24 protein-coding genes are annotated in these 23348 nt (G+C 73.5%); 13 read left to right on the forward strand and 11 right to left on the reverse strand.

What is annotated here, in order from left to right; translation table 11 throughout:
• Positions 1-9: 9 nt before the first annotated feature.
• From egtC to egtA, 3 genes are read right to left on the reverse strand one after another with little or no spacing between them, the layout of a single operon-like run.
• The gene (egtC, locus tag ACWEVS_RS33055) at positions 10-729 is read right to left on the reverse strand and encodes an ergothioneine biosynthesis protein EgtC (protein WP_354908121.1); all 720 of its coding nucleotides are present in this window, start codon (positions 727-729) and stop codon (positions 10-12) included.
• Positions 729-2021, reverse strand: coding sequence for an ergothioneine biosynthesis protein EgtB (gene egtB, locus ACWEVS_RS33060; RefSeq protein WP_452554589.1), 1293 nt, complete (start codon positions 2019-2021; stop codon positions 729-731). Before egtB ends, egtC begins: the two co-directional genes overlap by 1 nt.
• Entirely contained in the window at positions 2018-3259 is a 1242-nt protein-coding gene (gene egtA, locus ACWEVS_RS33065) for an ergothioneine biosynthesis glutamate--cysteine ligase EgtA (RefSeq protein WP_452554591.1), read from the reverse strand. The genes egtB and egtA overlap by 4 nt, the downstream gene beginning before the upstream one ends.
• A gap of 138 nt (positions 3260-3397) precedes the next feature.
• On the opposite strand from egtA, the gene ACWEVS_RS33070 reads away from it, so the two are divergent.
• Positions 3398-3604 (forward strand): anti-sigma factor family protein, encoded by a 207-nt coding sequence (locus ACWEVS_RS33070; protein WP_452554593.1) that lies wholly within the window; start codon positions 3398-3400, stop codon positions 3602-3604.
• Between the two features lie 31 nt (positions 3605-3635).
• Here the strand turns inward: ACWEVS_RS33070 and ACWEVS_RS33075 are convergent, their stop codons facing one another.
• Together ACWEVS_RS33075 and ACWEVS_RS33080 are read right to left on the reverse strand one after the other, a co-directional pair.
• Entirely contained in the window at positions 3636-3875 is a 240-nt protein-coding gene (locus ACWEVS_RS33075) for an anti-sigma factor family protein (RefSeq protein ID WP_449918875.1), read from the reverse strand.
• An 80-nt stretch (positions 3876-3955) separates the two neighbouring features.
• Positions 3956-4588 (reverse strand): RNA polymerase sigma factor, encoded by a 633-nt coding sequence (locus ACWEVS_RS33080; RefSeq protein WP_449918873.1) that lies wholly within the window; start codon positions 4586-4588, stop codon positions 3956-3958.
• A 192-nt stretch (positions 4589-4780) separates the two neighbouring features.
• Here ACWEVS_RS33080 and ACWEVS_RS33085 point away from each other — a divergent pair, with 192 nt between their 5' ends.
• Positions 4781-5314, forward strand: a complete 534-nt coding sequence (locus ACWEVS_RS33085; protein WP_449918870.1) for an NUDIX hydrolase — start codon at positions 4781-4783, stop codon at positions 5312-5314.
• A 35-nt stretch (positions 5315-5349) separates the two neighbouring features.
• On the opposite strand, the gene ACWEVS_RS33090 is transcribed toward ACWEVS_RS33085, so the two are convergent.
• From ACWEVS_RS33090 to ACWEVS_RS33100, 3 genes are all read right to left on the reverse strand, one after another.
• Positions 5350-5550, reverse strand: coding sequence for a hypothetical protein (locus ACWEVS_RS33090; RefSeq protein WP_452414915.1), 201 nt, complete (start codon positions 5548-5550; stop codon positions 5350-5352).
• Between the two features lie 80 nt (positions 5551-5630).
• Complete coding sequence (locus ACWEVS_RS33095) at positions 5631-7187, reverse strand: phospholipase (protein WP_452554595.1); 1557 nt, start codon at positions 7185-7187, stop codon at positions 5631-5633.
• Between the two features lie 82 nt (positions 7188-7269).
• A complete protein-coding gene (locus tag ACWEVS_RS33100) occupies positions 7270-8172 on the reverse strand; it encodes a DNA-3-methyladenine glycosylase family protein (RefSeq protein ID WP_452554597.1) in 903 nt (300 codons plus the stop codon).
• Between the two features lie 227 nt (positions 8173-8399).
• Here ACWEVS_RS33100 and ACWEVS_RS33105 point away from each other — a divergent pair, with 227 nt between their 5' ends.
• Positions 8400-9002 (forward strand): cadmium resistance transporter, encoded by a 603-nt coding sequence (locus tag ACWEVS_RS33105; RefSeq protein WP_452554599.1) that lies wholly within the window; start codon positions 8400-8402, stop codon positions 9000-9002.
• A gap of 174 nt (positions 9003-9176) precedes the next feature.
• On the opposite strand, the gene ACWEVS_RS33110 is transcribed toward ACWEVS_RS33105, so the two are convergent.
• The gene (locus ACWEVS_RS33110) at positions 9177-9722 is read right to left on the reverse strand and encodes a CGNR zinc finger domain-containing protein (RefSeq protein WP_452415030.1); all 546 of its coding nucleotides are present in this window, start codon (positions 9720-9722) and stop codon (positions 9177-9179) included.
• Between the two features lie 103 nt (positions 9723-9825).
• Between ACWEVS_RS33110 and ACWEVS_RS33115 the strand changes: the two genes are divergently transcribed.
• A complete protein-coding gene (locus ACWEVS_RS33115; protein WP_452554601.1) occupies positions 9826-11067 on the forward strand; it encodes an MFS transporter in 1242 nt (413 codons plus the stop codon).
• A gap of 122 nt (positions 11068-11189) precedes the next feature.
• Here the strand turns inward: ACWEVS_RS33115 and ACWEVS_RS33120 are convergent, their stop codons facing one another.
• The gene (locus ACWEVS_RS33120; protein WP_449918861.1) at positions 11190-11975 is read right to left on the reverse strand and encodes a SigB/SigF/SigG family RNA polymerase sigma factor; all 786 of its coding nucleotides are present in this window, start codon (positions 11973-11975) and stop codon (positions 11190-11192) included.
• A 267-nt stretch (positions 11976-12242) separates the two neighbouring features.
• Here ACWEVS_RS33120 and ACWEVS_RS33125 point away from each other — a divergent pair, with 267 nt between their 5' ends.
• The 4 genes from ACWEVS_RS33125 to ACWEVS_RS33140 all read left to right on the forward strand — a co-directional run bounded on the left by ACWEVS_RS33125 (position 12243) and on the right by ACWEVS_RS33140 (position 16228).
• Positions 12243-13355, forward strand: a complete 1113-nt coding sequence (locus ACWEVS_RS33125; RefSeq protein WP_452554603.1) for a glycosyltransferase — start codon at positions 12243-12245, stop codon at positions 13353-13355.
• Between the two features lie 129 nt (positions 13356-13484).
• Positions 13485-13964 carry a Dps family protein gene (locus ACWEVS_RS33130; RefSeq protein WP_354908102.1) on the forward strand — a complete coding sequence of 160 codons (480 nt, stop codon included), beginning with the start codon at positions 13485-13487 and terminating at the stop codon, positions 13962-13964.
• A gap of 189 nt (positions 13965-14153) precedes the next feature.
• Positions 14154-15062: an SRPBCC family protein gene (locus ACWEVS_RS33135; protein ID WP_452554606.1), complete on the forward strand. Its 909-nt coding sequence runs from the start codon at positions 14154-14156 to the stop codon at positions 15060-15062.
• Positions 15059-16228, forward strand: a complete 1170-nt coding sequence (locus ACWEVS_RS33140; RefSeq protein ID WP_452554608.1) for a zinc-dependent alcohol dehydrogenase — start codon at positions 15059-15061, stop codon at positions 16226-16228. The genes ACWEVS_RS33135 and ACWEVS_RS33140 overlap by 4 nt, the downstream gene beginning before the upstream one ends.
• 20 nt (positions 16229-16248) lie before the next feature.
• Here ACWEVS_RS33140 and ACWEVS_RS33145 read toward each other — a convergent pair whose 3' ends face one another.
• Positions 16249-19008 carry a helix-turn-helix transcriptional regulator gene (locus tag ACWEVS_RS33145; RefSeq protein WP_452554610.1) on the reverse strand — a complete coding sequence of 920 codons (2760 nt, stop codon included), beginning with the start codon at positions 19006-19008 and terminating at the stop codon, positions 16249-16251.
• Between the two features lie 251 nt (positions 19009-19259).
• Between ACWEVS_RS33145 and ACWEVS_RS33150 the strand changes: the two genes are divergently transcribed.
• From ACWEVS_RS33150 to ACWEVS_RS33170, 5 genes are read left to right on the forward strand one after another with little or no spacing between them, the layout of a single operon-like run.
• Positions 19260-19709: a general stress protein gene (locus ACWEVS_RS33150; protein ID WP_452554612.1), complete on the forward strand. Its 450-nt coding sequence runs from the start codon at positions 19260-19262 to the stop codon at positions 19707-19709.
• A 24-nt stretch (positions 19710-19733) separates the two neighbouring features.
• Positions 19734-21638 (forward strand): molecular chaperone DnaK, encoded by a 1905-nt coding sequence (dnaK, locus tag ACWEVS_RS33155; RefSeq protein WP_452554614.1) that lies wholly within the window; start codon positions 19734-19736, stop codon positions 21636-21638.
• Between the two features lie 5 nt (positions 21639-21643).
• Positions 21644-22123, forward strand: coding sequence for a nucleotide exchange factor GrpE (locus ACWEVS_RS33160; RefSeq protein WP_449919707.1), 480 nt, complete (start codon positions 21644-21646; stop codon positions 22121-22123).
• On the forward strand, positions 22123-23046 hold the full coding sequence (locus ACWEVS_RS33165) for a DnaJ C-terminal domain-containing protein (protein WP_452554616.1): 924 nt from the start codon (positions 22123-22125) through the stop codon (positions 23044-23046). Before ACWEVS_RS33160 ends, ACWEVS_RS33165 begins: the two co-directional genes overlap by 1 nt.
• Positions 23043-23348, forward strand: coding sequence for a chaperone modulator CbpM (locus ACWEVS_RS33170; RefSeq protein ID WP_354908092.1), 306 nt, complete (start codon positions 23043-23045; stop codon positions 23346-23348). Before ACWEVS_RS33165 ends, ACWEVS_RS33170 begins: the two co-directional genes overlap by 4 nt.

The raw sequence follows: 23348 nt of genomic DNA on the forward strand, positions 1-23348 counted from the left end.
GGGGTGAGATCACAACGGCTGCACGCGGACGTCCGTCCCGGTGACCGTCATGAGGCTGCGCTCGGGTACGGCCTGCCATCCGGGCAGGTCGTCGAGCGGCTCACTGGCCACCAGCACGCCGTCGTGGAGCGGGTGGTAGAAGAGCGTGTCGCCCCAGACGGTCGCGGCGATGGACGCGCCGTCGCAGGCGAGCAGGTTCAGGCGGGCGCCGGGATCCTTCTCCCCGGCGCGGACGACGACCTCGGCCAGCGCCTCGCCCAGGCCGAGCCCGGCGCGCCCGAGCAGGAACACCGCGGCGGCCACCCAGGCGGCGTCGCACGTGCTCTCCGCGCGGTCTGGCAGGTCGTCGGCGAGATCGAGCAGCGCGTCCCTGGTGACGCGGCCGTTGAGGCTGAGCAGCCATCCCCCGTCGGTGAACGGCGCCGTGGCGCTCTCCTCGATCGGCATGCCCGCGGTGGCCGAGCGGACGGCCGCCAGCAGGCAGGTCGAGCGGGCGACCTCGGCCAGCGCCGGCAGGTTGGCGTCGGTCCAGATGGGTACGGCCCGGCGATAGCGCACCGGCTCGGCACGCGCCGGGTCGTACCAGCCCATGCCGTACCCGTCGGCGTTGACCAGGCCCTGGTGCTGGCGGCGCGGCGCGAACGACTGCCGCAGCAGGCCGTGCTCGGGCTCGTGGATGAGCCGGCTGAGCGGGCTGGCGGCGCCCAGCCAGGCCGCGTGCCTGCACATCAGGTCTGCTCCGAGCGGGCGCAGCGGAAGCCGGTGAAGATCTGCCGGCGGATCGGGTAGTCCCAGTTCCTGAACGTGGTGCGCACCGCCGCCGGGTCGGCCGCCCACGAGCCGCCGCGCAGCACTCGGTACTCGTGGCCGAAGAAGACCTCGCTGTACTCCTTGTACGGGAAGCTGCGGAAGCCGGGGTAGGGCTGGAACCACGAGGAGGTCCACTCCCACACGTCTCCCACCATCTGCTCGGCCCCGTAGGCGCTGGCGCCGGCCGGGTAGGCGCCGAGCGGCGCGGGACGGGCGGCGCGGTGGCCGAGGTTGGCCCGGTCGGCGGTGGGCGCCTGCTCGCCCCACGGGTAGCGGCGCGCGCTTTCCGCCCGCGGGTCCCAGCCGCAGGCCTTCTCCCATTCGGCCTCGGTGGGCAGCCGTCTGCCCGCCCAGCGGGCGTAGGCGTCGGCTTCGTACCAGCACACGTGCTGGACCGGCTCGTCCATCGGGACCGGCTCGGGACGGCCGAAGCGGGTGCGCCACCAGGCGTCGCCGTCCCTGACCCAGAACAGGGGGGCGAAGGCGCCGCTGCGCTGCCGCCACTTCCAGCCCTCAGGGGACCACCAGCGCGGGTCGTCGTAGCCGCCGTCGCCGATGAACTCCGCGTAGGAGCGGTTGCCGACGGGCAGCCGGTCGATCCAGTAGGCGGGCAGGTCGACCCGGTGGGCGGGCCGTTCGTTGTCGTAGGCCCAGGGCAGGGTGGCGGTGCCCATGAGGAAGGCGCCCGCCGGCACGAACACCTCGTCGGGGCCTGCGTCGCGGCCCGGCGGGAGCTCGCCGTCACGCACCAGGCCGGGCTGCCTGGACAGCTGGAGCGTGGCGAGCATGGTCTCGTCGTGCTGGTGCTCGTGCTGGATCACCAGGCCGAACACGAAGCCGTCGCGGTGCAGCGGGTCGGGGCCGTCGAGGTCGACGGTGTCGAGGACGTCGAGCACCCGCCCGCGCACGCCCTCGATGTAGCGCCGCGCCTCGGCCGGACCCAGGATGGGCAGGCTCGGGCGATCCTTGCGCGGGGTCTTGAACGCGTCGTAGATGTCGTCGATCTCCGGCCGGAGCGGGTCGATGCCCCCGGCCGCGCGCAGCACCCAGAGCTCCTCGTAGTTGCCCACGTGCGCCAGGTCCCACACCAGCGGCGACATCAGCGGCGAGTGCTGACGCAGCAGCAGGTCGTCGTCCGCCGCCGTGTAGGTGAGCGACCGGTCGCGCACCGCGACGAGCTCGGCCGCGATGCGTTCCTTGAAATCGTTCATCCCCATCCCTCATCGTCCAGCCAGGTCGGGACGCGCCGTGTCGACGCCGGATCCATCAGGTCGGCCGCCGGGGAGCGGCCGGTCGTCACATGCCGGTCGGCGAACGCGGCCACCTCGCCGGCCAGGCCCGGGTCCACGCCGAGGCGGGGCAGCGCCTCCAGCGCGGCGCGGAAGCACGCCTCGGCGGCCCTGCGCAGGCGCGGGTCGGCCAGCCCGCACCGCGCCGCCACCCCGCTCAGCTCCTGGTAGCGGTGCGGCCCCTGGAACGGCTCCGTGGCGGCCAGCGCCGCGTCGGCGGCCCGGTCGTCGGCGACGAGGGCGCAGGTCACGGCCACGCAGACCGGCCAGGTCGCCGGATGCTGCGCGTCGAGGTAGCGGATCTCGAGCCAGCCTCTGGGCCGCACCGGGGGGAAGACGGTCGTGGCGTGGTAGAGCAGGTCCTCGACGGTGGGCCGCCGCCCGCCGCCCGACCGCAGCCAGTCGCCGAACGTCGAGCCGTCGCTGACCGTGCGGTAGCGCTCCTCGTCCTCGCGCACCAGCATGAGCCGGGCCTCCAGCAGGTAGTCGGCCCAGTCCGCGCCCGGATCGCCCGAGGCAGGCACGGGCGCGGTCCTGGTGCGGTCGAGGTGGTCCCAGACGGCCTGGCGGCCCGACATCCAGCCGCACGGCCTGCCGCCGCTCAGCGGCGAGTTGGCGAAGGCCGCCGTCAGCACGGGGCCGACGGCGTGCGCCCGCGCCCATCGCGTCGCGGGCCGCTCCCCCAGGTCCAGGTTGACCTGGATCGACGCGGTCGAGCACATCATCAGGCTCCCGTACGGCACGCCGAGGAAGGCGGCCATCGCGTCGTACCGGGGCAGGCGCAGCTGGCGGCGGGCCGGCCGTACCGGGTCGAGACCCACCCCGGCCAGCGCCAGCCCCGCCGCGCGCAGGGCGGCGCGCACGGCGGCCACGTCGGCGGACAGGCGGGCCAGCGCGTCCGGCAGCGGCCCCGGCGGGCCGGACAGTTCGAGCTGGCCGCCCGGCTCGAACGTCACCCGGCTGCCGCCCGTCAGCGCCGGCAGCGCCCGCTCGATCCTGGCCAGCGGGACGTGAGCGGCCGGCGCCGTCCGGTCGAAGACCAGGAACTCCAGCTCGACGCCCACATGGTCGGCGGTGGCGGGACGGAAGCAGCGGCGCGCGAAGTCCACCACCTCCGAGGTGTCCCGCAGCGGCGTGTCCTCGGCGGTGAGCCCGATCATCGTCTCCCCTTCGCACGGCGCACAGGTCTACAGACCCGCGAGCCCCGCGATCGTTACACGCGGATTCGCGTAACGGATGGAGCGCGACCGGCACTAGGTCACATGGGGTGGGCACGAGGCGAGCTCGGGTGCGATGACGTGCTCGAATCGATCACGGACTATCTGGAGGCGGCGCTCCCCGCCGAGCGGCGGCGGCTCGTCACGGATCATCTGGCGGCGTGCCCGGCGTGTTCGGGGTGGCTGGCTCAGGTGCGGGCGACGATAGCGGCGCTCGGCTGCCTGCGTGACGGCGCCGTCCCCGCGCCGGTGGTCACCGCGCTGCGGGAGAGCTTCCTCGCCTCATGACCGGTTCATGACCTTGCTCATGACCGGCTCCTCATGACCGGCTCCGCGCGCGGAAGGCGGCCATGAGCCGGTCGCGCACGTCGGACCGCAGCTTCTCCGGGGGCGGGTCGCCCAGGACGCCGACGGTGGCGCGGAACTGCTCGACGTAGCGGGCGCAGGCCTCGCAGCAGGTCAGATGCTGCCGGACGCCGTCACGGGCCGGCTGGTCGAGAGCGTCCTCAAGGTAGGCGGTGATGACTTCCACCAGTTCGTCGCAGGTGAACCGCTTCACGACGTGACCGCCCTATCGCCTGGGAATTGAACCGTTTCACTTATTGTGGCCGCTGCACGGGCCAGCGGAAGCCCTACGCGCTATTCCGGCCGCTTCCCCGACTCGAAATAGCCGGCCAACCAGCCGCGCACCGCCACCCGGGCGCGGTGCAGCAGCACCCGCTGGTTCGCCGCGGAGATCTCCAGGATCTCGCACACCTCGTCGGAGGTGCAGCCTTCCACGTCGCGCAGGGTGATCACGATCCGCTGCCGGGACGGCAACCTGCCCAGGGCTTCGGCGATCAGCCCGCGCACCTCCGCGGCCAGCGCCTCGCCCTCGGGCGTCGGCCATGCCCCCGGAACCTCCTTCCAGCCGCCCGGCGGCACCGGGCCGTGGCCCGCGGACCTGCCGCCGTCCTGCTCGAAGGCGCTCCACGGCAGCGTACGGCTCTCGCGCACGCCGCGCTTCTTCGCGGTGTTGACCAGGATGCGGTAGACCCACGTCTTGACCGAGGAGCGGCCCTCGAAACAGTCGATCCCGTCGATCACCGCCAGCCACGTGTCCTGGACGACCTCCTCAGCGGAGTGGTCGGTGGACACGTAGGACCTCGCCACCCGCAACAGGCCCCCGGACCAGGTGTCCAGCACCGCCGCGAACATCTCCTCGTCGCCGGCGCGCAGAGCCGTGACGACGACGTCGTCCGGGGGCAGCCCTTCGCCCAAGACAGACCCCACGATCGCCTCCCCCGGTCGAACGATGGGACGTTCATGACATCGGGACCGGGCCGCAGCCCGGCGTCGCCCCGCGGCGGGCCGACACCGCCCAGGTTAATTCCTCCCACCGACGTTCTTCCCGTCCGGGCGGTCGTGACCACCTTGTGCGTATCCTCGAAGAGCGAGTCCGGCGAAGCGGGGAGGTGCGGGTCCATGCGGCGCTCGGAACGGCTGCTCTACGCGGCGAACGGGGTCGATCTTCGCGTCGTGGATGTCGCGCTGACCGACGGCGAGCACGTCGAGCGGCCCTTCATCCGCACCCCGCGGGCCGCCGGAGCGGTGGTCGTCCGCGGCGGGCGCGTCCTGCTGCGGTGGCACCACCATCTCGTCACCGACACGTGGGGATGGGAGATCCCGCTCGGCGAGATCGGCCCCGGCGAGCAGCCCGAGGCCGCCGCCGCCCGGCACGTGGAGGAGCAGACCGGCTGGCGGCCCGGACCGCTGCTGCCGCTGATCCGCATCCGCCCGGCCGGTGACGTCGCCGACTGCGACCACCTGGTCTTCGTCGCCCATCAGGCCGCGCCCGGCGCCGCCCCGGCCGACGACGTGGAAGGCGGGCGCGCCGAGTGGCTGCCGATGCTGCGCATCCAGCAGCTGATCGACGAGCAGGCCATCACCTCGGCCACCACCCTGGCGGCGCTGCTGCACTTCCTGGCCGACCTCCTCCAGACCAGAACGCCCCACTAGGTTTCCACCCCACGCCACCGTGCGAGTGTTCGGCTTCACCCGCCGCGCCGCGTCGATCTCCTTGGCCAGGCGCTCGTCGGCGCCCCGTCGCGCAGGACCTTGACGGCGACCAGCGCGCCGGCCCTTCCCCTTGCCAGGTAGACGATGCCCTGCCCACCGGCGCCGAGGCGGCCGAGCAGCCAGTAGGGCCCCACGATCGCGGGATCGCCCTCCCGGAGGCGTTCGGCATGCGGCACGGGACTCCGGTGACAGCAGGTAAGGGATCTTCAGCACCATATCCGGACAGGTCACGCACGGGTCGGCGGTGTGGCAGCGCTCAGAACGCGTTCGTCCTGCGCAGGCGCGGCGGCCGGCCGTCCGGGTCCACGACCGTCCGGTACAGCGGCATGGCCATCGCCCGGCGGACGCGGCCGAGCTCCGGTTTCGGATGCGGGCGCAGCCGGCCGGGCGGGCGGGGGCCGCGACAGCCGCCCTGGTGCCAGGCGTCGAGCCGGGCGGCCGACTCGGCGAACGCCTCGAACGCGCCCTTCGGGTCGCACAGATCGGCCAGTTCGCCGGGGTCACGGTCGAGATGCTCGGCGGCCAGCGTGAGCCGCAGGTCCCTGGCGAACCGGCGCGCTCCGGCGGGCGGGCGCGGATCGGGCTGCTCGTCGATCACGGCGCAGCTCAGCTCGGAGTCGAACGTCCACGAACGCAGGTTGACGTTGTCGGAGCCGACGCTCGCCCACACGTCGTCGACCACGCAGACCTTGGCGTGCACGTACACCGGCGCGCCCGCGTGGTTCTCCAGGTCGTAGACGGCGATCCGGCCGGGTCCTGCGCGCATCAGCCGGGTCAGCGCATCCGCCCTGCCGATCAGGCTGGCCGGGCCGGCCAGCCAGCCGTCCTGGTCGGGATGCCGGGGCACCACGATGATCATGCGGAGCTCCGGCTCCCGCTCCAGCGCCCGGGCGAACGGCTCGATCACCTCCGTGGACCACAGGTACTGGTCCTCCAGGTAGACCAGCGTTCGCGCCCGGCCCAGCACCTTGCGGTAGGCCCTGGCCACGCTGCGTTCCCCCTCCGGCGCGAACGGGTAGCGGCGGCGCAGGTAAGGACAGGTCCGCAGCAGCTGGACGGCGTGCGTCCCGGCCGGTAGCGGCGGCGGAGCCGGCTCGGGCAGCGGCGGCACGTCGGCCATCCGGTCCAGGCGGTCGCGCAGCCGCCTGAGCGGTTGGCGGGTCTCGGGCGCCGGGTCCTCCCACCGCTCGCGGAAGACCTTCTCCACCTCCGCGACGGCGGGGCCGCTGATCGCCACCTGGGCGTCGTGCCACGGCGGGCGCGGGCCGTACGTGGCCGGCATGGACGCCGCCTGCGGGTCGCCCAGATGCCGCGCGTCGTCGCGGCGGCTGTGACACAGGTCGATGCCGCCGACGAACGCCACGTCCCTGTCCGGGTCGCCGTCATGGCGCAGGACGACGAACTTCTGGTGGTGGGAGCCGCCGAGCCGGACCCTGGTGTCGAGCAGCGCCTGGCCGCCGGCCGCCTCGATGTGCTCGCCGAGGTGCCGGTTCTCGGCCGCGCTGAAGCGCAGGACGTCCAGGTGCGAGCGCCAGATCAGCCCTCTGACCAGGGCTCCCCTCTCGGCCGCCGCCGCCATCGCGGCCGCCACCGTGGGACCGTCCGGTCGGAGCCGCTCGTCGGGGTCGCCGCGCCAGTCGGTGAACATCAGCAGGTCGTCCTTGCCGAGAGCGGCCAGTCCCGCGTGGAGCTCGGCGAAGTAGGTCGTGCCGTGCAGGAGCGGGCGCACCAGGTTTCCCTCCGACCAGGACACCAGCCTGGTCCAGTCGTTCCTGCGTTCCTCGCGGGTGAGGAACCAGTCGTCGAGCCTCATCTCCCCGGCCAGCGGACCTCTCCCCTCCCGTGCGGCTCCGTCGAAGACCTTGCAGCTGCCCCGGATCCCACGCTCTAGGCCTTCACCCGGCGCCGGCGGGCGACCGGTCGTCCATGACGCCGTAGGTGGCGGCCCGGAACAGGAAGGAGGCCCAGCTGCGGTAGGGGCGCCACGACTCGGCCAGCCTCCGGTACGCGGCCGGTGTCGCGTCTTCCGGCAGGCCGTAGGCCTCACGCAGGATCGCGAACAGGCGCGGCTCGTCGCCGGGGAACGCGTCAGGCGCGCCGGCACCGCGGATCAGGATCAGGCCCGCCGAGAACGGGCCGACGCCGGGCAGGCCGCGCAGCTCGGCCAGGGCCTCCTCGGGGGCCAGCGCGCGCAGGTGCTCGGCGGTGAGCACGCCGTCGAGCGCCGCGCGGGCCAGCCCGCGCAGCCACTCCTCCTTCTGCGCGGGCAGGCCCAGGCCGCCCGCCTCCACCAGCGCCATGGGCGGCGGGAAGGCCGCGTACGGCCGGCCGTCCAGGGTGATCGTGGCGCCGTACCGATCGGCGATGCGCTGCTTGAGCCGGGAGGCGATGAGCATCGACGAGCGCTGCACGATCACCGCCCAGCACGCCGCCTCCCACGGGCTCCAGAAGCACACCGGCCGCAGCCCCGGGCTGCGCCGCTGCAGATCGCCGAGCACCGGGTCGGCCTCGCCGAGCTCGGCGAAGCCGGAGCCGTCCACGTCCAGGGAGAGGATGCGAGCCACCTCGCCCCTGATCCCCGCTCCCGCCGCCCTCGTCGTGGTGACGGCGACTCCGCCCGGCGCGGCCGTCACGGTCACGCCGATCGGCCGCCAGTCGGACTCCGCGCAGTAGGCGAAGCGCAGCGCCCGCCCGTCGGAGGGCAGCGCGCTGGTGGCCGGCCAGTCCTCGACGAAGCGCAGCGAGGCGCCGAAGTCGAACGGGCCCTCGGCGGTGAGCGTGAATCCGTGCGTGGTCATGCGCGTATGGTAGGAGGCCGCGCGATTCCCGGTGCCGCGGGCCGGCCGCCGGCGGGAGCCGCACGCCGTGCCGGATCGTGGCGCCGGGGGCCGCCGCCGACAGGAGCCGCACGCCGTGCCGTTCGTGGTGCCGCGAGCCCCCGCCGACAGGAACCGCACGCATGCCGCGCGGTTCCGGGCGCCCGCGCGGGCGGACCGCCGCGGCCCGCGCTGTAGCGTGTCGCCCTGTGAACGCAGGCATCCTCGGGCAGGCGGCCGGCCTGTTCGCCGTCACCAACGTCGACGACATCCTGATCCTGGCGCTGTTCTTCGCCCAGGGTGCCGGGCGGCGAGGTACGGCCGCGCGGATCGTGGCCGGACAGTACCTGGGCTTCCTCGCGATCCTGGTCGTCGCCGTGGCCGCCGCCTTCGGCGCGACCTTCCTGCCCGACCCGGTCATCCCCTACCTGGGCCTGCTGCCGCTGGCCCTCGGCGTCAGGGCCGCCTGGCGGGAATGGCGCAACCACCGCGACGGCGCCGGCGACGACCCGGCGGGAGCGCGCGGCGGCGGGCCCGGGGCGCTGGAGGTGGCCGCGGTCACCTTCGCCAACGGCGGCGACAACATCGGCGTGTACGTGCCCGTCTTCGCCACGGCGGGCGCCGGCGCGATGACCGGCTACGTCGCCGTCTTCCTGGTCCTGGTCGCCGTCTGGTGCGCCGCCGGGCGCTTCCTCGCCACCCGCCCGTTCGTGGCCAGGACCCTCAGCCGCTGGGGCCACGTCCTGCTGCCGCTGGTCCTGATCGGCATCGGCGTGGTCATCCTGGTCTCGGGCGGCGCCTTCGGCCTGTAGGCCCGACGGGACAGCGGCTCCCGGCGCGGGAGACGTCGGGCACGAGAGACGCCGCGCGCGGGAGACGCCGGGCGGGCGATGGTGCGGGTCATCGCCTGCCGCCCGCACGGAACCGCAGCCCGCGCGTGCGGAAGTCATCGCCTGCCGCCCGCGCGGAACCGCGGGTCGGGGCGCTCAGGGTGACGTGCGGGTCGCGTAGTACCGCCGCGCCTTGTCGCGGCTGCCGCAGGTGGTCATGCTGCACCATCGGCGGCGGCCGTTCTTGCTGGTGTCGAGGAACAGCCAGCAGCATGACGGGCACGCGCCGAGCCGTTCCAGCGGCCCGCGGGACAGCAGGGCGACGGCGGAGGCGGCGACCTCCCAGAGCAGGGTCCTGGGGGTGCGCGGTGCGGGCCACGCGAAGCCGAAGCGGCCGTCGGCGCGCTCGAGCCGGGCGTGGGCGAGGCCGTCGGCGTACACGGCGGTGACGGCATCGAGGTCGGCGCGGGGCGGGTCGGCCCCGCGGGTCAGCGGGTCGAACACCCGGAACACCGACTCGCGGAGCTCGCGCGCGCCGGGCAGGGCGGCGGCGAGGTCCGCCTGCCGTTCGATCGGATGGCCGGCCGCCCGCGCCCAGGTCAGCGCCTGCTCGGGGACAGCCAGCCAGTCGCGCCGGGCCACCGGGCGGCTGTTGACCGTGTTGGCGAAGTCCAGGCAGAGGGCGTTGCCGACCAGTTCCATGTCGATCACCCGCCGATTATCTCACCAATCAAACGCTGTTGACAGGTGAGACGGGACTCCAGCACGCTATGACCCTTCAAACCACTTTGAAAGGTGAGAATGCATGCGCGTCCTCCCCGTCTCGCTGGGCCGGTCCTTCAACGGGCTGTGGTTCGGCACCGGCGCCGCCAACCTGGGTGACGGCGTGGCGCTGTTCGCGCTCCCCCTGCTCGCCCTGGCGGTCGGCGCCTCGCCCGGCGGGGTGGCGGCCGTGACGACGGCGCTGACGCTGGCCTGGCCGGTCTTCGGCCTGCACGCCGGCTGGCTGGTCGACCGCCTCGACCGGCGCCTGCTGCTGGGCGCCGTCAACCTCGTCCGGGGGCTCGTGCTGGCCGCTCTCACCGCCGGTCACCTGGCCGGCGCGCTCTCGCTTCCGTTGATCCTGGCCGCCGCGGTACTGCTCGGCGCGGCGGAGACGCTCGCCGACACGGCGCTGACCTCGACCGTCCCCATGGTCGTCGAGCCGGTAGGCCGTTCCAGGGCGAACGCCAGGATCGAGGCGACCGTCAACGTCACCAACCAGCTGGCGGGACCCCCGCTCGCGGGCCTGCTGGCGGCCCTCACGCTGGCGCTGGCCACCGGCGCGAGCGCGGCTCTGTACGTCCTGGCCGCCGTGGGGCTCGCCGCGATGACGCTCCGCCGCGCGCCGGCGGACGGCCGGACCGGCGGCGGCGCGGGCCAGGTGGTCGCCGGGTTCCGCTTCCTGTGGCGGCAGCCGGTGGTGCGGACGCTGACGCTCTTCACCGCCGCGATGAACGTCGTCTGGGCGGCCGCCACGGCACTGCTCGTCGTGTACGCCGTCAGCCCCGGCCCGCTCGGCCTCACCGCGGTCCAGTACGGCCTGCTGATGACGGCGATGGCCGTCGGCGGGCTGCTGGCCTCGATGCTGGTCGAGCCGCTGCGCCGCCGGTACGGGGTGACCACGCTCCTCGTCGCCGACGCCGTCGGCACCGTCCTGCTGGTGGCGCCCGTGGCGCTGGGCGCGGACGCGTGGCTGGTCGCCGCGGGCGTGGTGGTCGCAGGAGCGGGGTCGAGCGTCTGGCGGATCCTCGTGGCCACCGTCCGGCAGAACCTGACCCCGCCCGACCTGCTGGGCCGCGTCTACGCCGCGTCGCGGGTGCTGAGCTGGGGCGTCATCCCGGCCGGCGCCGCGCTGGCCGGGCTCGGGGCGGAGCTGTGGGACGTGCGGACGGTGTTCGCCGCCGCCACCGGCCTCGCGCTGGTCACCCTGGCCGGCTTCGTGCCGTTCGCGCTGCGCACCGACCTGTCGGCCGCCGTCCAGCCGATCGCGGAGCCCGTCGCCTGAGCCGATGCCGCCCGGCCGGTCGCGGAGCCCGCCGGGTGCCGCCCGGCCGATCGCGGAGCCCGCCGGGTGCCCGCCCGGCCGGCCGCCGGCCCGTCGCCCCTGCCCCGGCGCGCGGGGGCCGCCTACACGGCGGCCGTCAGCTCGCCGCGGAGCTGGTCGAGGACCTTGCGCAGGATCCGGGAGACGTGCATCTGCGAGATGCCGAACTCCTCGGCGATCTCGGCCTGGGTCATGTTGCCGAAGTAGCGCAGCAGCAGGATGTTCCGCTCCCGGTCGGGCAGGGCGTCGATGAGCGGCCTGACCGCTTCGGTGTCGACCAGGGTGGCGAGGGCGCCGTCCTCGTCGGGGATCATCTCGCCGAGGGAGGCGACGTCGTCGCCACCGGCGGACCCGACCGGGGCGTCGAGCGACAGCGTGCTGTAGGCGGCCGAGGCGTCGAGGGTGAGCAGGACGTCCTCCTGCGAGATGTTCATCCGCTCGGCGAGCTGGGCCACGGTGGGCGACGTGCCGAGCTCCTGGGTCAGCTCGCCGACCAGCCGGTTCAGCTCGGCGCGGCGGTCCTGGTAGACGCGCGGCACCCGGATGGCCCAGGCGCGGTCGCGGAAGTGGCGCTTCACCTCGCCGCTCATGGTGACGGCGGCGTAGCCCTTGAACGCGTGGCCGAGCGAGGCGTCGAAACCGTTGATCGCCTTCATGAGGCCGAGGTAGGCGGCCTGGAGGATGTCCTCGTACGGCTCGCCCCGGTAGCGGTACTTCCGGGTGATCTCCAGGACCAGCGGCCGGTGCATCTGGACGAGGCGCTCGCACAGCCGCTCACGATCCGCGGGGGACGTCTCTGGCCGGGCCATCTCCTCGAGGAGGTCCTCGGCGGTCACGTCATCGGCGCGAACGACATTCTGGACGGTCACGGTGCTACTCCTTCAGAAAGGGGATGCAGGCGGCCCGCCAGAATGAATCCGCGCAGGGGCACACCTCGCCTCAACGGCGGTCAAGCCCTCTGCTGGACTTATGGCGCCGAGTATGCCCCACCTTCGAGCGGTTCAATCATCAAGATTCAGATGAATTTCGAGGTTTGGGATCCGGCGGGATCGTGGTACAACTCTTCTGCCTCCACGGCGGTGCCTAAGACGCAGGCACACCCCTTTTTCGTTCGTCATTCCTCGAACGGGTGTGCCATGAAGATCGCCATTGTCGCCGCCGAATCCCTCGCCAAGCGCGCCGAGCTGCTGTCCGTCGCCAGGGAACTGGGGCGCGACCACGACGTGACCCTCTACAGCCGCCGCAGCAGCGACGCCAGGCCCGCGGCGCGCATCGGCAAGGGCGTCACCGTCCGCTACCTCGAGGTGGGTCCCGCGCGTGAGCTGACCTCCGAGGAGCTCACGCCGTACCTGGCCGAGCTGGGCGACTCGCTGCGCCGGCAGTGGACCGCCGACCGTCCCGACGTCGTCCACGCGCACGCCTGGACCTGCGGCCTGGCTGCCATGGCCGGCAGCAGCGGGCTGGGCCTGCCGGTGGCGCAGACGTTCCTCCACCGCCGGGGCGGCGACGCCGCCGGGCAGCTGAAGCTGCAGCGGGCGCTCGGCCGGCGGGCGGACGCCGTGGTGGCCCGGTCGGAGGAGGAGAGGTCGAGCCTGGTCAGGTCCGGCGTGCCGCGCGAGCGCATCGAGGTCGTGCCGTACGGCGTGGAGGTGGACAGGTTCCGCCGCCGCCCGGTCGCCGAGGCCCGGCAGTCACGCGGGCGCCTGCTCCATGTCGGCTCGCTCGCGCCCGACCGGGGCGCGCACACCGCGCTGAACGCGCTGCGCGCGGTGCCTGACGTCGAGCTCGTCGTCGCCGGCGGCCCCGCGCCCGACCGGCTGGCCGACGACCCGGAGCTGACCGAGCTGCGCCGGATGGCCCAGCGGTACGGCGTCGCCGACCGGGTCACCTTCCTCGGCCAGGTGCCTCACGCGTCGATGCCCAAGCTCATGCGCGGCAGCGACATCGTGCTCAGCCTGCCGCACCAGGCGCCCAAGGGGCGGGTCGCCCTGGAGGCCATGGCCTGCGGGATCCCCGTCATCGCCTCCGCCGTCGGCACCCACCTCGACTCCGTGGTCGACGGTGTCACCGGCCTGCTGGTGGCACCGGACCGGCCCGCGGAGGCCGCCTGGCTGATCCGGCGGCTGCTGGCCGACCCCACGCGACGGGCCGCGATGGGGTTCGCCGGGACCGACCGCGCCAACGCCCGGTACGCCTGGGACCGCGTGAGCCGCGAGCTCGTGCGCGTCTACGAGAAGGCCGCGGCCTGAGCGTGCCGCGGACCCCCAGGGCCGCCGAGGGAGGTGGCAGAACAGGACGCCGGCGACCCCGGGTGGTTGTCCGGGGACCGGCCGGGTAGCAGGACGACGCATCGTGGAGACAGGAAAGAGGCAGCGATCATGGCCGTTATCACGAGCCCGCTGGGGGACGCCGAACGCAAGCTCACGGGTGACGCGCTGCAAGGAGCGCTGGTCGACCTCATCAACATCTCCCTGACCGCCAAGCAGTACCACTGGAACCTCGTCGGCGCGCGGTTCCGGTCGATCCACCTGCAGCTCGACGAGGTGGTCGGGGTCGCGCGCACGCATGCGGACACCGTCGCCGAGCGCGCCGCCGCGATCGGCGTCAACCCGGACGGCCGCGCCAAGACCGTCGCGGTCAGCGAGGTCACCGACGCCGACGAGGCCGGCTGGCTGTCCGACGACACCGTCGTGAGCCGGACGGTGGCCATGCTGCGCCGCGTCGGGGAGCTCATGCGGGCCCGCATCGACGCGGTGGCCGAGGCCGATCCGGTCACGCAGGACATCCTCATCGACGTCTCCGCCGACCTGGAGAAGCAGGCCTGGATGTTCGAGGCCCAGCTCTCCCGGACCGGCTGAGGCCAGGCCGCGGCGCTGGATCGGCCGCCTTTCCGGGGCCGGGCGGTGCCGGAGTTGGCGGAATCGGGGACGGCATTTGGCGAGACCTGGACGGTTGACACCCACCGGGCGGGCAGGGGGCTCAGGGTGCAGATCCCCACCAAACCGGACGCGTCACCCGACCGCCCGACAGAACGGAAGCAATCGGCTATGTCGCGACATGAACACCACAGAACCGACAAGCTCGCCCGGGTGCTCGGGTGGGTCAGCCTGGGGCTGGGGGCGACACACCTCCTCGCTCCGGACGCCGTCCGCCGTGTCAGCGGCATCGACGGCTCCCCGTCGGCGAAGGCGGTGACGAAGGCGGCCGGCGCGCGCGAGCTGGTGCAGGCCGCGCTGCTGCTGGGCAGCCGCAGGCCTGCCCGATGGGCCTGGACCCGGGTGGCCGGCGACGCGCTGGACCTGGCGCTGCTGGGCAAGGCCATGACCACCCGTTCGGGCGACGACCGGCGCCGGCTGGCGGCGGCGACCGCCGCGGTCGGCGGCATCACGGCCCTCGACCTGTTCACCACGCTGGACAGCCTGCGCTCCGGCAGGGAACCGCTGTCCATCCACGCCTCGATCACCGTCAACCGGCCGCGCGACCTGGTCTACCGATTCTGCCGGGACCTGGACAACCTGCCCAGGTTCATGACCCACCTGGAGTCGGTGCAGCCGCTCGACGAGCGCCGCTCGCGGTGGCAGGGCAAGGGACCGACCGCCGACCTGTCGTGGGTGGCCGAGATCGTCGAGGACCGCGTGGGCGAGCTGATCGCCTGGACGTCCCCCGGCCGGTCCGTCACCGCCAGCGGCTCGGCGCGCTTCTCCGACGGCCCCGCCGGGCGCGGCACGGTCGTCGAGTACACCCTGCGGTACGGCCGGCCGGGCCGCGCGCTCGGCGCCGCGGTCGCCAGGATGCTCGGCGAGCATCCCGAGCAGCGCATCCGCGACGACCTGCGCCGCCTCAAGCAGATCCTGGAGACGGGCGAGGTGCTCCGGTCCGAGGGCAGCCCCGAGGGCACCCACGCCCCGCGGCAACGCAGGCAGCGTCCCGCCCAACCGGTGGGAGGACGATCATGAAGGCCAACTGCTACACGGGCCGCAACACCGTCGAGGTGCTCGACGTGCCGGATCCGGTGATACTCAACGCGCGCGACGCGATCGTCCGCGTCACCTCCACCGCGATCTGCGGCTCCGACCTGCACCTGGTCGACGGTTACGTCCCGACGGTGAAGAAGGGCGACATCCTCGGCCACGAGTTCATGGGCGAGGTCATGGAGGTCGGCTCCGGCGTGTCGAACCTGCGCCCCGGCGACCGGGTCGTCGTGCCGTTCCCGATCGCCTGCGGCAACTGCTTCGCCTGCGAGGACGGGCTGTACTCGGTGTGCGAGAACTCCAACCCCAACGCCGGCATGGCCGAGAAGCTCATGGGGCACGCCACCGCCGGCATCTTCGGCTACTCCCACATGCTGGGCGGCTTCGCCGGCGGCCAGGCGGAGTACGCGCGCGTGCCGTTCGCCGACGTCGGGCCGATCAAGATCGAGGACGGCCTGCCGGACGACAAGGTGCTCTTCCTGTCCGACATCCTGCCGACCGCCTACATGGGCGCCGAGATGTGCGACATCAAGCCGGGCCACACGGTCGCCGTCTGGGGTGCGGGGCCGGTCGGCCAGCTCGCCGTGCTCAGCGCCTACCTGCTGGGCGCCGACAGGGTCATCTGCATCGACCGGTTCGGCTACCGGCTCAGGCGGGCCGAGCGGGCCGGCGCGCTCCCGCTCGACTACGAGGAGGTCGACGTCCTCGACGCGCTGCGCGACATGACCGGCGGGCGCGGGCCCGACGCCTGCATCGACGCGGTCGGCATGGAGGCGCACCACCCCACCCCCGCCATGTACGCCTACGACCGGGCCAAGCAGGCCGCCCGGCTGGAGACCGAACGTCCGTACGCGTTGCGCGAGGCCATCCTGGCCTGCCGTAGCGGCGGGGTGGTGTCGGTCGTCGGGGTCTACGGCGGGCTGCTCGACAAGTTCCCGATGGGCGCGCTGATGAACCGGTCCCTGACCCTGCGCACCGGCCAGTGTCACGTGCAGCGCTACATGAAGCCGCTGCTGGAGCGCATCCGCGACGGGGAGATCGACCCCAGCTTCGTCATCTCCCATCACCTGCCGCTCCAGGAGGCACCGCGCGGGTTCGAGCTCTTCAAGAACAAGCAGGACGAGTGCAACAAGGTCGTCCTGACGCTCTGAACCGCACCGGCGGCCTGCGCCTAGTCCTGGGACCGCTGGGACCGGTCGTGCAGACGGTCCTCCTCGACGACGAAGCGGGTCAGGTCGACGCGCGAGCCGATGTCCAGCTTGCGGAAGATCTGCCGCAGGTGGAAGGCGACGGTGTGCGCGCTGATGAACATCTGCTGGGCGACCTGCCGGTTGGTCATCCCCTGGGCGACCAGCCGGGCGACGGAGTTCTCCGTGCCGGTCAGGCTGTCCCAGCCGAGCTTCGCGTGATCGGTGCGGGCCCAGTGGCGGTGCCGTACGCCCAGCAGGCGCAGCCGGCTGCGCACCCGGGCGGCGTCCCTGGCCGCTCCGGTGGCCTGGTATCCGGCGAGCGCGTCGGTGAAGGTGCTGATCGCCTCGTCGGCGCGCGCCAAGGGCGCGAGCGCCACCCCGAGATCCTCCCTGGCCGACGCCCGCGCGTAGGCGTCGGCGGCCAGGTCCACCGCGACGGACAGGCTCTGCACGTCGCCGTCCAGCAGGCCGCGGGCGTGGGCCGCCGCGGCCGCCGCCAGGACGACGTCCGGGTTGTCGCCGGCCAGCTTCTCGATCGCCGTGGTGACCGCTTCGGCGCGCGGCCGGTCGTCCACCCGCAACGCCAGGCGGACCAGCCAGACCGCGGTGGTCGGATCCAGGACGAGGAGGGCGCGGTTGCGCTCGATCATGGGGTAGACGCCGGCGAGCGACGCCATGGCGCGGCGCGGATGGCCCTGCGCCTCCATGACCTGGGCGGCGAGCAGCGCGCAGCGGATGCTCCCCTGGGACCCGGCGTAGCACGCGAGCCGCGCGTGCTCGCCCTCCACCTGGGCGGCCGCCTCCCGCAGGTCTCCCCGGCGCAGGGCGGCGGCGCCGAGCACCGCCGCGCCGACCGCGGAGAACAGGTGCGTGCCGAGCGCGTCGGCGGCCAGCAGGCCCGCCTCCGCCGCGTCCACCGCTTCGGCCAGGTGATGGGCGGCCAGCCGCAGGCGCGCGGACAGCAGGGCCGGGCCCGCCGTCCAGGCGGTGTGGCCGAGCGCCTCGACCTCCTCGCGGGCCGCCCGCAGGACGGCCCGCGCCTCGTCCAGCCGGCCGGCGTCGAGCAGCATGGAGGCCAGCGCCAGCCGCGGGTGCGTACGGCGGGCCGCCGCCGAGCCCGCGCCGGCCCGCCGTACCGCCTCGCGGGCCAGGCCGATGCCCTCGGCGAGCCGGCCGGCCTCCCAGCTCGCGACCGCCAGAAGGGTGGTGGCGGTGACCAGGAGCACGTCGGCGTGGTGGTCAGGCTCGCCGAGGACGGCCTCGGCCTGCCGCACGACCTGCTCCCCCACGTACGCTCCGACCTGCGCCTGGAGCATGGCCATCCGCGCCTCGTCCCGGGCCTGCCGCGGCAGGTCGGCTGCCGTCAGCGCCTGCTCCGCCTCCCGCGCCGCGTCCGCCGCCTTGCCGCCCAGCAGGAGCGTGGCCGCGAGCACGCTGCGCAGCTGCGCCGTGCCCGACGGCTGCAGGGGCTGAATGAGAGCCTGCGTGACCAGCTCCACGACCTCCGCCAGCCGCCCCGCCTCGGTCATCGCCCTGGCGGTGCGCAACGTGCGGGCCAGCCGTTGCGGCGTGTGGTCGGCGGTCAGGTTCATGGCGCGCAGGGCGACGGCGGCCGCCGCCTCGGGCGCGTCGGCCAGCAGGTCGTCCACCGCCTGGTCCAGCCTGGCCAGGGTACGGCTGTAGCCGTCGTGGCCGCCGACCAGCAGGTGCGCGGCCTCCATGGCGGGGCCGCCGCGTTCCAGGAGGATCCCGCCGATCTGGTGGTGCAGGGCCTGGAGCAGGGGCGGGGGCAGCATCTGGAGGACGGCTTTCCTGAGGATGTCCTGCTGGAAGACCAGGACGTCGGTCGTTCCCATGAGGATGTCGGCGTCGATGGCCTCCTGTACGGCGAGCAGGAGACCGGCCGGCGTCCGGCCGAGCACGTCGGCCACGTCCTCGGGTGAGAAGGCGCGGCCCAGCACCGCGGCGGTCTCGACCACCTGGCGCGCCGGGCCGCTCAGCCCGTCGAGACAGCGCGTCACGGCCCGCACGAGCCGCTCAGGCAGCCGTCCCGAGACGAGCCGTGTCTGCCCGCCCACGACCTGGAGCGACTCCTCGTCACGCAGGCCGGCCAGCAGCTCGGTCAGCAGGAGGGGGTTGCCCGCCGCGCCGGCGGCCAGTTCCGACAGCTCGCGGCTGGGCGGCGCGGGCAGGAAGCCGGCGATCAGCTCGGCCACGGCGTCGGCGGGCAGCGGGCCGAGCTCGACGCGGCCGGCGCCCTCCCCCTCCATGAGGGCGAACAGCCGCTCGGCCTCCGTCCTGCGCGCGCAGGTGCTGCGGGCCAGCAACCAGACGATGGGCAGCGCCGACAGCTGGCGCTGCAGGGTCCGCAGGGCCATGAGCGTCGCGGGGTCGGCCCACTGGAGGTCGTCGAGCGCGACGAGAACCGGACGGATCCCCGCCAGCGCTTCGGCGCGGGCCCGCAACCGCTCCACCAGCACGACCGGCGAGTCGATCGCCTCCGACGGCGGCTCGTCGAACGCCGCGAGCAGCGGCGCCATCGGGACGAGCCCGCCGAACGCCTCGGCCTGCCCGACCGCGGCCCCGAAGCCGCGTTCCGTGGCCGTCGCCACGACCTCGGCGAGGAACCTGCTCTTGCCCGTGCCGAAGCCGCCGTCGAGGAGCAGCACCCCGCCGGCTCCAGGTCCAGCCGCTTGGAAGAGCTCGAGGACTGCGCGCCATTCGCGCTCGCGTCCATGCATCCAGATACTCCGCAGAGCCGCCCCCGGACATCGAACAGGTCGCACCCCACGCGCGTGGTGCAGGCATCACCCCCGTTCACGCCTGCTCCTGCCGGCACTCGCTCCGGCACTGCCTCGCTCCCAGAGGTCTACCCGAATGGGGGATGTCAATCCCGCCGCCCGCAACAAGCCTCGAAAGAGTGGGCTCCACTTCCAGTGAAGGGCAGGCCAGGTCAATGACCACATCACCTTCCGGCCCCGTACCCACCTCTGTGATCGCGAGCTACGTACCGGTGGCCGGCTATGGCAGCTACCTCGAGGCCGAGCGGGCGGTCGACCGGCTGTCCGACGAGCGCTTCCCCGTGGGGGAGGTCGCCATCGTCGGGACCGGCCTGAAGCTGCTGGAGAAGGTGCTCGCCCGCATGACCTACCCGCGGGCGGCGGGGCTGGGCGCCCTGTCGGGCGCCTGGTTCGGCCTGCTGATCGGCATCTTCTTCGCGATCTTCGCGACGACGGCGGCGTCCATGTTCTCCGTGATCGTCTGGGGGCTGATCTGGGGAGCGATCGCCGGTGTCGTCTTCGGGCTGATCTCGCACCTGTTCACCGGCGGGCGGAGGGACTTCGTCGCGACGAGCCAGCTGGTGGCCGACAGGTACGAGGTGCTCGTCGCCCCCGCGCACGCCGAGCGCGCGCGGGCGCTGCTCCAGACGCCCCCCGCCTAGCGACCCCAGAGGGGAGACATACCGATGGCCAAGGCAGTCGGCATCGATCTCGGTACCACCAACTCGGTGATCGCCGCGATGGAGGGCGGGCAACCCACCGTCATCCCCAACTCCGAGGGATCGCGCACGACGCCCTCGGTGGTGGCCTTCACCGAGCAGGGCGAACGCCTGGTCGGGCAGCTGGCCAGACGGCAGGCGATCCTGAACCCCAAGGGGACGATCTACTCCGCCAAGCGGTTCATCGGCCGGCGCTTCGACGAGGTGAGCAGCGAGCAGACGGCCGTGTCGTTCGACGTCGTGCCCGGCCCGAACGGCGAGGCCCGCTTCGAGATCCGCGGCAAGCAGTACACGCCTGAGGAGATCTCCGCGCTGGTGATCCGCAAGCTCGTCGACGACGCCGGCAAGTATCTCGGCGAGCGGGTGACCGAGGCCGTCATCACCGTTCCCGCCTACTTCAACGACGCCCAGCGCCAGGCGACCAAGGACGCCGGACGCATCGCCGGCATCGAGGTCCTGCGCATCATCAACGAGCCGACCGCCGCGGCCCTGGCCTACGGCCTGGACAAGAAGGCGAACGAGACGGTCCTCGTGTTCGACCTGGGCGGCGGCACCTTCGACGTCAGCATCCTCACCATCGGGGACGGAGTCGTCGAGGTGCGCTCCACCTCGGGTGACACCCACCTCGGCGGCGACGACTTCGACCGGCGCATCGTCGACCACCTCGCCGACGAGTTCCAGCGGCAGGAGGGCATCGACCTGCGCCGCGACCCCCAGGCGCTGCAGCGCCTGTTCGAGGCGGCCGAGAAGGCGAAGGTGGAGCTCTCCTCTGTCACCCAGACCACGATCAGCCTGCCGTTCGTCACGGCCGACGCCTCCGGCCCGAAGCACCTGAACACCACGCTGATGCGGTCGACGTTCGACCAGATCACCGCCGACCTCGTGGAGCGGTGCCTGGAGCCGGTCAAGCAGGCGATGGCCGACGCCAGGCTCACCGCCGACGACATCGACGAGGTCATCCTCGTCGGCGGCTCCACGCGCATCCCCGCCGTGCAGAACCTCGTGCGCCGGCTGACCGGCGGCAAGGACCCGAACATGTCGGTGAACCCGGACGAGGTGGTCGCCATCGGCGCCGCCATCCAGGCCGCCGTCATCAAGGGCGAGGTCAAGGACGTCCTGCTGCTGGACGTCACGCCGCTGTCGCTGGGCGTGGAGACGCTGGGCGGCGTGATGACCAAGGTCATCGAGCGGAACACGACCATTCCCGCCCGCCGTACCGAGGTGTTCAGCACCGCGGAGGACGACCAGCCCTCGGTCGACGTCGTCGTGCTGCAGGGCGAGCGGGAGCGCGCGGCCGACAACCGCGTGCTCGGCCGGTTCAGGCTGGAGAACATCCGGCCCGCGCCGCGCGGCGTCCCGCAGATCGAGGTGACCTACGACGTCGACGCCAACGGCATCCTCAACGTCTCCGCCCGGGACAAGGACACCGGCGCCGAGCAGCGCATCACCATCAGCGAGAGCTCGACGCTGGACAAGTCCGAGGTCGAGCGGATGATCCAGGACGCCGAGCGCAACCGCTCCGAGGACCTGCGGCTGCGCGGGCTGGTGGATGCCCGCAACGAGCTCGACAGCGTCGCCTACCAGGTCGAACGGCGCCTGAACGAGCTCGGGCCGAACGTCGCCGCCCATGACAAGGCCCGTGCGGAGATGCTGGTCGCCGACGCCCGGCAGGCCGTCAAGGAGGCGGCGTCGCTCGACCGGCTCCGCTCGCTCACCTCGGAGTTGCAGCAGATTTACCACGGCCTGTCCGCCGCGGCCGGCGCGGGCGCCGCGGCCGGTCAGAGCCCGTCGCCGGGGGCGCGGGGACAGGGCGGCGGCGCGGCCGGAGCCGACGACGACGTCATCGACGCCGAGTTCACCACTCCCGAGTGATCGACATGTCCGAGCACGACGCCGCGCCTGCCGGACCCCGGAACGACGACAAGGCGCTGATCGAACAGCTCGAGTCCCGCGTGTCCGAGCTCGAGGACCAGCGCCTGCGCGCGCTGGCCGAACTCGACAACGTCCGCAAGCGGGCGGCCAGGGAGGCGGAGCTCGAACGGGCACGGGTGGTCAGGCAGTGGCTGCCCGTCCTCGACAACCTCGATCTCGCGCTCCAGCACGCCGGCCCGGACGACGCGCTCGTCGAGGGCGTCAAGGTCGTGCGCGACCACGCCCTCGCCCTCCTCGAACGGCTGGGCTTCCCCCGCCGTGACGACACCGGTGAGGCGTTCGACCCGTCCCGCCACGAGGCCGTGGGCGCGATCGCCGGCACGGAGACCCCGCCGGGGACGGTCGTCCAGGTGGTCCGTCCCCGGTACGGCGAAGACGAGCGCCAGCTGCGTCCCGCCGCGGTCATCGTGTCGAAGGCCGACTGATGGCACGCGACTTCTACGAGGCTCTCGGCGTCCCCAGGACGGCCGACCAGGACGACATCCAGCGCGCCTACCGCCGACTGGCCCGCGCCTACCACCCGGACGTCAACAAGGACCCGCAGGCCGAGGACCGGTTCAAGGAGATCTCCGAGGCCTACCAGGTGCTGTCCGACCCGGAGACGCGCCGCCGTTACGACGCGTTCGGGGAGGACTTCCGCCGCGTCCCCGAGGGTGTCGACCCGGACACCTGGCGGCGCGCCCGCGCGGGCGCCGGGGCCGGGGCGGGGGCAGGGCCCGGTGGCGCGTGGGCCGGCAGGACGACCTGGACCGACGCGGACCTCGAAGACCTCTTCGGCGAGATGTTCGGCGGCGTGCGGGGCCGGGGGTGGGGGCCCGCGCCCGGCGCCGACCAGGAGGCGGAGCTGCCGCTCACGGTCGAGGAGGCCTACCACGGCGGCCGCAGGAAGCTCACGCTCGGCGGCGGCCGCCAGATCGACGTCAGCATCCCGCAGGGTGTGACGAACGGCCAGCGCATCCGCCTGGCCGGCCAGGGCGGGCGCGGCGCGAGCGGCGCGCCCGCCGGGGACCTCTACCTGATCGTCCGGATCGCCGACCATCCGCGCTACCGCGTCGAAGGCCGCGACATCCGCGTCGTGCTGCCGCTCACGCCGTGGGAGGCGGCGCTGGGGGCGACCGTACCGGTCGACACTCCCGGCGGCGAGGCCAAGGTCAGGGTGCCGAAGGGCACCTCGAGCGGCCGCCGGCTGCGCCTGCGCGGACAGGGGATGCCCAACCCGCGCGGCGCGCCCGGCGACCTGTACGCGGAGGCCCGCGTCATGGTGCCCGAGCGCCTCACCGCGGAGGAGCAGCGCCTGTTCGAGCAGCTGGCCGCCGGCTCGTCCTTCGACCCGAGGAGATCGCGATGACCTACGCGCTCGTGCGGAGGACCGCCGTCGAGGCGGAGATGGACCTCGACGGTTTCGCCCGCGTCACCGGGATGCATCCGGAGCTGGCGCGGCGGCTGGTCGCCCTGGATCTGATCGAGGCGCGGCGCGACGCCGCGGGCCGGCTGTGGTTCCCGGTCTCGCAGGTGGCCCTGGCGGGCCGCATCCAGCGGCTGCGCGCCTGCTTCGGGCTGAACTACGCCGCCGTCGGCCTGGTGGTGGACCTGCTCGAGCACATCGCGCGGCTGGAAGCGGCACTGCGCGACCAACGCACAGGAGGGTGA

This window comes from Nonomuraea sp. NPDC003754 (assembly GCF_053605785.1).